Genomic DNA, 8,810 nt, shown 5'->3' with positions numbered 1-8,810 from the left:
CGCGCCGCCGCCCCGGCCGCCCCCCCCCACGGAGGCCGTCGAACGCCTGCGGGCTGGTGACCTCGTGCACGAGGTGCAGGTCGATGTAGAGCAGGTCCGGCTCACCGTCGGCGCTGCGCACGACGTGGGCGTCGTAGACCTTCTCGGCCAGGGTCTTCGGCACGGCGGGTCCTTCCGGGGGATCTCACTGGCCATCCCATTCACTGGGATGCAAGTATTGCTGTGTGGGACAGCCTAACCCCGTCGCCGTTCTGGACAAAGCGGTGGCCATCCTCCGCGCCGTCGCCGACGAGCCGGCCACGCTCGCCGACCTCGTGGCGCGCACCGGCCTGCCCCGGGCGACCGCGCACCGGCTGGCCGTCGCGCTCGAGGGGCACCGGCTGGTGGAGCGCACCGACGGCGGCGCCTGGGCGACCGGCCCGGGGCTGCGCGAGCTGGCGCGCAGCGGCCCCGACCTGGCCGAGCTGGCCGAGCGCCACCTGGTCACCCTGCGCGACCTGAGCGGGGAGAGCGCCCAGTTCTACGTCCGCGACGGCGCCTCCCGGGTCTGCGTCGCCGCCGCCGAGCGCGCCCACGGGCTGCGCGACACCGTGCCGGTGGGCGCCCGGCTGCCGCTGACCGCGGGGTCGGCCGCGCACGCCCTGCTGGCCTTCGCGCCGGCCGACGAGGTGACGCCGCTGCTCCCCTCGGCCAGCTTCACCGCCCGCACGCTGCTCGACGTCCGCCGCCGGGGCTGGGCGCACAGCGTGGCCGAGCGCGAGGCGGGCGTGGCCTCGCTGTCGGCCCCGGTGCGCGACGGCACCGGCGGCGTCCTCGGCGCGGTCTCCATCTCCGGGCCGGTCGAGCGGCTGGGCCGCCGTCCCTCACCGGAGGTCATCGGTGCGGTGCTCGACGCCGCCGCGGCCATCTCCCGCGCCGCGCGGTAGCCGCACCCGTACCGCTGGGGGCCGGAACGGTCCAGACTCGGGACTCCTCCACCGATCCGTCCCAGGAGGAACCCGATGGCTCCGGGAGCCGGCCCGACGACGTTCTCGACCCCCTTCGCGCGGGCGAACCCGCTGCACCGCTTCATGCGGCGCACGGCCGGGACGGCCCCGGTGTCGTGGGTGTACGTCCGCCTGCTGCACCACCTCGACCGCGCGGTGTTCCGCGTCACCCGGGGGCGGGCCACGTTCGCCTCCCTGGTGACCGGGCTGCCGGTGGTCATGCTGACCACCACGGGGGCGCGCAGCGGCCGGCCGCGGACGGTCCCCGTGCTCGGCCTGCCCCTGGACGCGTCGTTGCCCTCGTCCGGCACACCGCGGCAGGCGGGCCGGGGACGGCTGGCGGTCCTGGCGTCCAACTGGGGCCAGGCCGCGCACCCGGCCTGGTACCACAACCTGGTGGCGCACCCGGAGGCGTCCGTGACCACCGGCGGCCTCGACTGGCCGGTGCGCGCCCGCCTCACCGACGGCGACGAGCGCGAGCGGCTCTGGCAGCTCGGCCTGGCGATCTACCCGGCGTGGCAGGCCTACGCCCGCCGCGCGTCCGGGCGCCGGATCCCGGTCTTCGTGCTCGACCCGGCGTGACCGCGGGGCCGGACCCGGCTTCCCCTGCACCGGTCGACGGGCGAACACTGCTCCCATGACCGCCACCGAGACGTCCACCGGCCGCGCGCGGATCGCCGAGCCCGGCGAGGGCATCGGCCTCGACGAGCTGGCCCTGGCCACCCGCAACCACGGGATGCCGCTGGAGGCGCTGCGCTACGACGTCACCCCGCCGGGGCTGCACTACGTGCTCACCCACTACGACATCCCGGCGGTCGACCCGGGCACGTGGCGGCTGGAGATCGGCGGCGCGGTGGCGCGGCCGGTGGAGCTCCGCCTGGCGGAGCTGCAGCGGCGTCCCCGGGTCACCGCGCGCGTGCTGCTGGAGTGCGCCGGCAACGGCCGGGCCCGCTACGAGCCCCGCCCGGTGAGCCAGCCGTGGCTGCTGGAGGCGGTCGGGACGGCGGAGTGGACCGGCACGCCGCTGGCGCCGCTGCTGGAGGAGGCCGGCGTCTCCCCTGACGCCGTCGACGTCGCCTTCACCGGGGCCGACCACGGCGTCGAGCGCGGCGTGGAGCAGGACTACGCGCGCGGTCTGCCGCTCGCCGAGGCGCTGCGCCCGGACGCGCTGCTGGTCTGGGGCATGAACGGCGCCCCGCTGCCGCCCCAGCACGGCGCCCCCCTGCGGCTGGTCATCCCGGGCTGGTACGGCATGGCCCACGTGAAGTGGCTGCGGCGCATCGAGGTGCTCGAGCGGCCGTTCGACGGCTTCCAGAACGCCACGGCCTACCGGATCAAGGTCGACGCGCACGAGCCGGGCGAGCCGGTCACCCGCATCCGGCCCCGGGCCCTCGTGGCCCCGCCCGGCTGGCCGGACTTCATGACCCGCGAGCGGTTCGTGCGCCCGGGACCGGTGACGCTGACCGGCCGGGCCTGGTCGGGGCAGGCACCGGTGCAGCGGGTGGAGGTCAGCACCGACGGCGGCGCGACGTGGGCCGACGCCGTCCTGGCCGCGGCCGACCCCGAGCACCCGTACGCCTGGCGGGCGTGGAGCTTCGAGTGGGCGGCGTCCCCCGGGCGCGCCGAGCTGCTCGCCCGCGCCACCGACGCGACCGGGGAGACCCAGCCGGTCGAGCAGGAGTGGAACCGGCAGGGCATGGCCAACACCCTCGTCCAGCGGGTGCCGGTCACCGTCCTCGAGGGGCCCTGACCCGGAGCCCCTAGTGGGCGGGGCGGTCGCCGTCCTCGGCGTGCGCCCGCGCCAGCTCGGCCTCGTCGACGACGACCGGCCGCACCCGCGCCCACGCGAAGAACGCGCCCGCCACCACCACCAGGCCGATGCCGGTCCAGAGGTTGGCGTTCACCCCGCCGGTCTTCTCGGTCTCGGGGTCGGCGAACAGGCCCATGAGGACCAGCACGATGCCGTAGACCCCGAGCAGCCCGGCGATGACGACGCGGACGTCGAAGGCGCCGGCCTTGTGCTTGCCTGTGTCGCTCATGCCCGGCTCCTCAGCGGAAGATGACGTTCAGGGCGATGACCATCGCCAGCGAGATCCCGGCCAGCTTGGTGGGTGACCGGTACCAGGGCAGCCGGCCCGCGTCGGGGTCGGTGCGCTGTTCCCTGGGGGTCTCCGAGTAGACGAGCCCGACCAGCTCGGCGACCGGCTTGGGCCGCGTGACCATCGTGACGGCCACGCTCACCACGATGTCGACGACGAACGCGGCGCTGGCGGCCACGAAGCTCGCGCCCTGGCCGCTGAGCGGGATGACGCCCAGCGACGCCGCACCCAGCGCGTCCTCGCTGAGCACCGCGACCAGGACCGCGGCCAGCGTGCCGGAGACCAGGCCGGTCCAACCCGCGGTCGCCGTCATCCGCTTCCAGAACATGCCGAGGATGAACGTGGCGAACAGCGGCGCGTTGAAGAAGCCGAACAGCGTCTGCAGGTAGTCCATGAGGTTCGTGTAGCCCGACGCGATCAGCGCCGTCCCGATCGCGACCACCGTGGCCCCGACGGTGGCCCAGCGGCCGACCCGCAGGTAGTAGTCGTCGGGCCGGTCCTTCTTCACGTACTGCTGCCACAGGTCGTAGCTGAAGACGGTGTTGAAGGCCGAGATGTTGGCCGCCATGCCGGCCATGAAGGCGGCCAGCAGGCCGGCGATCGCGATGCCGAGCAGGCCGTTGGGCAGCACCTCCTCGATCAGCGCGAGCATCGAGTCGTTGTAGGTGAGGCTGCTGCTCTCACCCGCCTTGAGCTGCGCGATCTCCGGCACCAGGACGCCGGCGATGATGCCCGGGACCACCACCACGAACGGGATGAACATCTTCGGGAACGACCCGATGACCGGGGTGCTCCTGGCCGCCGACATCGACTTGGTGGCCATCGCCCGCTGCACCTCGACGAAGTTCGTCGTCCAGTAGCCGAACGAGAGCACGAAGCCGAGGCCGAAGACGATGCCGACCACCGACCAGACCGGGTTGTCGAAGGTGGACAGCTCGGTACCCGGCCAGGACTGCAGCTGGTCCGCGTTGCCCGCCTCGGTGACCTCGTCGATGAGGCCGCCGATGCCGCCGACGCGGTTGAGGCCGATCAGGGTCAGCGGCAGCAGCGCCGCCACGATGACGAAGAACTGCAGGACCTCGTTGTAGATCGCCGCCGACAGGCCGCCGAGGGTGATGTAGCTGAGCACGACCGCCGCCGCGACGACCAGCGACACCCACAGCGGCCAGCCGAGCAGCGACTCGACGATGGTGGCCAGCAGGAACAGGTTGATGCCGGCGATGAGCACCTGGGCGACGGCGAAGGACAGCGCGTTGACCAGGTGGGCCCCGGTGCCGAAGCGGCGCCGCATGAACTCGGGGACGCTGCGGACCTTCGACCCGTAGTAGAAGGGCATCATCACGACGCCGAGGAACAGCATCGCCGGGACCGCGCCGACCCAGAAGTAGTGCATGGTCGGCATGCCGTACTGGGCGCCGTTGGCCGACATGCCGATGATCTCGACCGCGCCGAGGTTCGCGGAGATGAACGCCAGCCCGGTCACCCACGCCGGCAGCGACCTGCCGGAGAGGAAGAAGTCGAGGCTGTCGGACACCCGGCGGCGGGCGGCGAACCCGATGCCGAGGACGACGGCGAAGTAGACGAGGACGAGCGCGTAGTCGACGAACGAGGCGTCGAGCCTCAGGGTGTCCACGCAGGCCTTCTTCCTCCCGCGGACGCGGGGTTCACGCGAGTCGCCGGGCTCCCGCGGACGGGACGGCGACGAAGTTGCGCGGAGGCGGGGCCCCCTCGCGGCCGAACCTCTCGGTGACGGCCGCGACCACCGCGTCCACCCGGTCGGCGTCGACCAGCGAGATCGCGCTGCCCCCGAACCCGCCGCCGACCATGCGGGCGCCGTACGCCCCTGCCGCCGTCGCGCTGTCCACCACCGCGTCGAGCAGCGGGGTCGAGATCTCGAAGTCGTCGCGCAGGGACGCGTGGCCGGCGGTGAGCACCGGCCCGATCGCCCGGACGTCGTCCGTACCCCGCAGCGCCGCGACGACCTCGAGCACCCGTGAGTTCTCGGTCACGATGTGCCGCGCCCGGCGCAGCAGGACCGCCCCCTCCGGTGTCCCGTCGTCCAGGACGGCGAGCGCGTCGACGTCGGGCACCTCGCGGAGGAACCCGACACCGAGCCGCTCGGCCGCCTGCTCGCACTCGCGGCGGCGGTCGCCGTACCCGCCGCCGGCGTGCTCGTGGGCCTGGCCGGTGTCGACGACGAGCAGCGCCAGGCCGGTGGCCGCGAGGTCGAAGGGCACCTGCTCGCTGGTGCGGTCGCGGGTGTCGAGGAACAGCGCGTGCCCGGCGGTGCAGAGCACCGAGGCGGACTGGTCGAGGATGCCGGTCGGGGCGCCGACGAAGTCGTTCTCCGCCCGCCGGGCGACGTCGACCAGGTCGGTCGGCGTCAGCTCCGGCAGGCACAGGTCGCGCACGGCCAGCGCCACGGCGCACTCGAGGGCGGCCGAGGAGGACAGCCCCGCGCCGGCCGGGACGTCGCTGTCGACGAGCACCGAGAGCCCGCCGGCCGCGCCGACCGCGTCGCGCAGCTCGTGCACGACACCGGCGGGGTAGCCGGCCCAGCCGCGGGGGTTGCCCGGGGCCAGCTCGGTGATCGGCACGACGACGTCGTCCTCGGGCTGCTGCAGCGAGGAGAACGCGACCGCGCCGTCGGTGCGGGGCGCGACCGCGGCCCGGGTGGTGTGCGGCAGCGCCACGGGCAGCACGAAGCCGCCGTTGTAGTCGGTGTGCTCGCCGATGACGTTGACCCGTCCCGGAGCCGCCCACACGCCCGCGGGCTCGCCGCCGAAGCGGGCGCGGAACGCCTCGGCCGCGGCCCGGGCCGCCTGCCCGTCGCTCACGGGAGCACCACGGCCCGCAGCTGCTCCGCGACGTCCTCCGGGTTGGTGTCGGTGATGAACGCGCCCATGCCCGACTCCGAGCCGGCCAGGTACTTCAGCTTCCCGGGGGCCCGGCGGATCGAGAACAGCTGGAGGTGCAGCCACCACTCGTCGCGGCCGTCGCCCACCGGCGCCTGGTTCCAGGCGGCGATGTAGGGCATCGGGGTGTCGAAGCGGTGCCGGAAGCGGCCCAGGACGTCGAGGTAGACCTCGACGAAGGCGTCGCGCCGGGCGTCGTCGAGCGCCGGCAGGTCGGGGGCCCGCCGGGTCGGGAAGAACTGCACCTCGTAGGGCCAGCGGGCGGCGGCCGGCACGAACGCCGTCCAGTGCTCGTTCGCGGTGACCACGCGGGGGCCCTGCTTCTCGCCCTCGACCAGCTCGGCGAACAGGTCGCCGCCGGTGCGCTCGCGGTGCCGGCGCACCGAGTCGAGCACCTTGGCCGCCCGCGGCGGCAGGTACGGGTAGGCGTAGATCTGCCCGTGGGGGTGGGACAGGGTGACGCCGATCTCCTCGCCGTGGTTCTCGAACGGGAAGACGTACTCGATGCCGTCGATCGCGCCGAGCTCGGCCGTCCGGTCGGCCCAGACGTCGACCACCAGCCGGGCGCGCTCCGCGCCGAGGTCGGCGAAGGCGCGGTCGTGCTCGTCGGTGAAGCAGACGACCTCGCAGCGGCCGAAGCCCGGTCGCAGCTCGGCCAGCGGGGCGCCCGGCGCCGTCGGCGGCACGTCGCGCTCGACGGCGGTGGCCAGCGACGGGAAGCGGTTCTCGAAGACGACGACCTGGTAGTCGCTCTCGGGTATCTCGGTCGGCCGGCCCGGCGCGGACGGGTCCAGCGGGCACTCGTCGGCCGGCGGCAGGAAGGTGCGGGTCTGGCGGTGCGAGGCGATGGCCACCCACTCGTCGAGCAGGGCGTCGTACCGCAGCTGCGAGCGCGTGCTGACCGGCGGGAGGTCGCGCGTGTCGACGGCGTCGCGCGGCCGGGCGTCGTCGTCGCTGTCGAAGTACAGAATCTCCCGGCCGTCGGCCAAGCGACGGCTCGTCCGGATCACCTTGCCGACCTCCACGTCTCCGGGGCCGGTTCCGGCCCACTGGACGCTATCCCCGGCTCCTGATCAGGGGCCACTCGGGGCACCGGACGCCCCCAGGACGCGGCAGAGCCCCCGGCCGGGTGGCCGGGGGCTCTGCGCGCTGTAGCCCCGAGGGGATTCGAACCCCCGCTACCGCCTTGAGAGGGCGGCGTCCTGGGCCGCTAGACGACGGGGCCGCGGCCGGTCCATCTTCCCACGGCGTCCCGGTGCGGTGGCACCGGGGGCCGCGGATGCGCCGAGCGCCCCCGGTCTCGGTGGACCGGGGGCGCTCGGACGGTGCGTAGCCCCGAAGGGATTCGAACCCTCGCTACCGCCGTGAGAGGGCGGCGTCCTGGGCCGCTAGACGACGGGGCCGTGCGGGCGGTGCATGAGGAACCGTGCTGCCAGGACGTCAGCTTCCTCGCTGGGGTACCAGGACTCGAACCTAGACTAACGGAGCCAGAATCCGTCGGGCTGCCAATTACCCCATACCCCAAGGTTGGCGTGGCACCTCGCGGCGCCGGAGACGACCATACCCGACGTTCCGGGAGGGCCGGTCACCGCCCCCGGGGCGTGGCGGCCGCGAGCGCCGGCGGGCGCAGGTCCAGCGCCGGGGTCACCGTCTCCGGGCGCAGCCGGCGGCGCGACCGCGCCACGACCGCCACGTACGCGCCCAGGGCCAGCAGGTCGACCAGGACGACGAGGAATGCGGGGCCGGAGACGCTCTCGGTGGCGACCGCCTCACCCAGCGCGCCGGCCAGCAGGAAGACCAGCACGTTGTTGACCGCGTGCAGCACGACCGCCGCCTCCAGCCCGCCGGTGAGCCACACGACCGCCGAGGCCGCCAGCCCGAAGCCGAAGCGGCTGAGGAAGGTCAGGAAGTCGGGCGGGACGTGGGCCAGCGAGAACAGCGCCGCGGTGACGACCCCGGCGACCACGGCGCCGGTCGTGGGGCTGCGGATCCACCCGGCGATGGCCTGGCTGAGGTAGCCGCGGAACAGGTACTCCTCGGCCGCCGACTGCAGCGGGGTGGTGAGGATCACCACCAGCAGCAGCCAGCCGTACCCGCTCACCGGCCCGCTGATCGACTCCGGGTCGATGGCGACGCCGATGCCCACCGTGAGCGCGATGCCGACCCCGAGCGTGGCCAGCGCCCGCAGCGTGAACGGCGCGAACAGCCGCCAGCGCAGCCGCGCCAGCACCGACGCCGACCAGCCGACCTGCATGCCGTGCGCCACGCCCCAGGCCAGCCACACGGTCGGGATGGCGACGATCAGCGTGAGGTTGGTGACCAGCAGCGTCGCCGGGTCGATCAGGTTCTGCATGGCCAGGTCGGGGCCGATCCCGGTGACGATCGCCACCAGGACGACGACGACGTCGGCCACCGCGAACACCACGGCGAACAGCAGCAGCCCGAGCAGCGGCCGCCACCACCGCCAGTCCCGCGCCCGCATGGCGTGCAGGAACGGCTGCGGGACGTCGTGCGGCGGGGTGCCCGGCGGGGGCGCCCAGCGCACGTCCGGCGGCGGCTGCCACGGGACGGGGGCCGGCGGGTACTGCTGCGGGACGCCGGCCCAGGGCCCCGGCGCGTACGGGGCCGCGTACGGCTGGAGCGGGTGCGGCTGCGGCGGGTGCTGCTGGGGCGGGTACGGCTGCGGCGCGGCGGCCCACGGCGGCTGCGGGGCACCGGCCCACCCCGCGCCGATCCCCGCCACCACCGGCGGGGCCCCGTAGGGGCCGGTCGGCGGTGGGCCGGTGTAGGGCTCCGGCTCGGTCACGCTT

General features: G+C 74.6%; 8 protein-coding genes and 3 tRNA genes. 3 read left to right on the top strand and 8 right to left on the bottom strand.

Translation table 11 applies throughout. The features are described from left to right. The first annotated feature begins 263 nt into the window (after positions 1 to 263). The 3 genes from ACI8AF_RS12240 to ACI8AF_RS12230 all read left to right on the top strand — a co-directional run bounded on the left by ACI8AF_RS12240 (position 264) and on the right by ACI8AF_RS12230 (position 2,736). A complete protein-coding gene (locus ACI8AF_RS12240; protein WP_456539979.1) occupies positions 264 to 926 on the top strand; it encodes an IclR family transcriptional regulator in 663 nt (220 codons plus the stop codon). Between the two features lie 75 nt (positions 927 to 1,001). Continuing rightward, positions 1,002 to 1,568, top strand: a complete 567-nt coding sequence (locus ACI8AF_RS12235; RefSeq protein WP_456539978.1) for a nitroreductase family deazaflavin-dependent oxidoreductase — start codon at positions 1,002 to 1,004, stop codon at positions 1,566 to 1,568. 55 nt (positions 1,569 to 1,623) lie between these two features. Further along, positions 1,624 to 2,736, top strand: a complete 1,113-nt coding sequence (locus ACI8AF_RS12230) for a sulfite oxidase (protein WP_456539977.1) — start codon at positions 1,624 to 1,626, stop codon at positions 2,734 to 2,736. Between the two features lie 10 nt (positions 2,737 to 2,746). Here ACI8AF_RS12230 and ACI8AF_RS12225 read toward each other — a convergent pair whose 3' ends face one another. From ACI8AF_RS12225 to ACI8AF_RS12190, 8 genes are all read right to left on the bottom strand, one after another. After that, positions 2,747 to 3,025, bottom strand: a complete 279-nt coding sequence (locus tag ACI8AF_RS12225) for a hypothetical protein (RefSeq protein ID WP_456539976.1) — start codon at positions 3,023 to 3,025, stop codon at positions 2,747 to 2,749. A 10-nt stretch (positions 3,026 to 3,035) separates the two neighbouring features. Next, positions 3,036 to 4,718 carry a sodium:solute symporter family protein gene (locus ACI8AF_RS12220; RefSeq protein WP_456539975.1) on the bottom strand — a complete coding sequence of 561 codons (1,683 nt, stop codon included), beginning with the start codon at positions 4,716 to 4,718 and terminating at the stop codon, positions 3,036 to 3,038. A gap of 31 nt (positions 4,719 to 4,749) precedes the next feature. Then, positions 4,750 to 5,922, bottom strand: coding sequence for a galactokinase (gene galK / locus ACI8AF_RS12215; protein ID WP_456539974.1), 1,173 nt, complete (start codon positions 5,920 to 5,922; stop codon positions 4,750 to 4,752). Then, positions 5,919 to 6,989 carry a galactose-1-phosphate uridylyltransferase gene (gene galT, locus ACI8AF_RS12210; RefSeq protein WP_456539973.1) on the bottom strand — a complete coding sequence of 357 codons (1,071 nt, stop codon included), beginning with the start codon at positions 6,987 to 6,989 and terminating at the stop codon, positions 5,919 to 5,921. The genes galK and galT overlap by 4 nt, the downstream gene beginning before the upstream one ends. 163 nt (positions 6,990 to 7,152) lie before the next feature. After that, positions 7,153 to 7,225, bottom strand: a tRNA-Glu gene (locus ACI8AF_RS12205). Positions 7,226 to 7,330: 105 nt separating this feature from the next. Continuing rightward, positions 7,331 to 7,403 (bottom strand) — tRNA-Glu (locus tag ACI8AF_RS12200). A 49-nt stretch (positions 7,404 to 7,452) separates the two neighbouring features. Further along, a tRNA-Gln gene (locus ACI8AF_RS12195) sits at positions 7,453 to 7,524 on the bottom strand. A gap of 61 nt (positions 7,525 to 7,585) precedes the next feature. Then, positions 7,586 to 8,806, bottom strand: coding sequence for a CPBP family intramembrane glutamic endopeptidase (locus ACI8AF_RS12190; RefSeq protein WP_456539972.1), 1,221 nt, complete (start codon positions 8,804 to 8,806; stop codon positions 7,586 to 7,588). Between the last annotated feature and the right edge of the window lie 4 nt (positions 8,807 to 8,810).

Source organism: Blastococcus sp. SYSU D00669 (assembly GCF_054050715.1).
The sequence above is the reverse complement of the archived record's forward strand: the minus strand, read 5'-3'. Positions and strand labels throughout refer to the sequence as shown.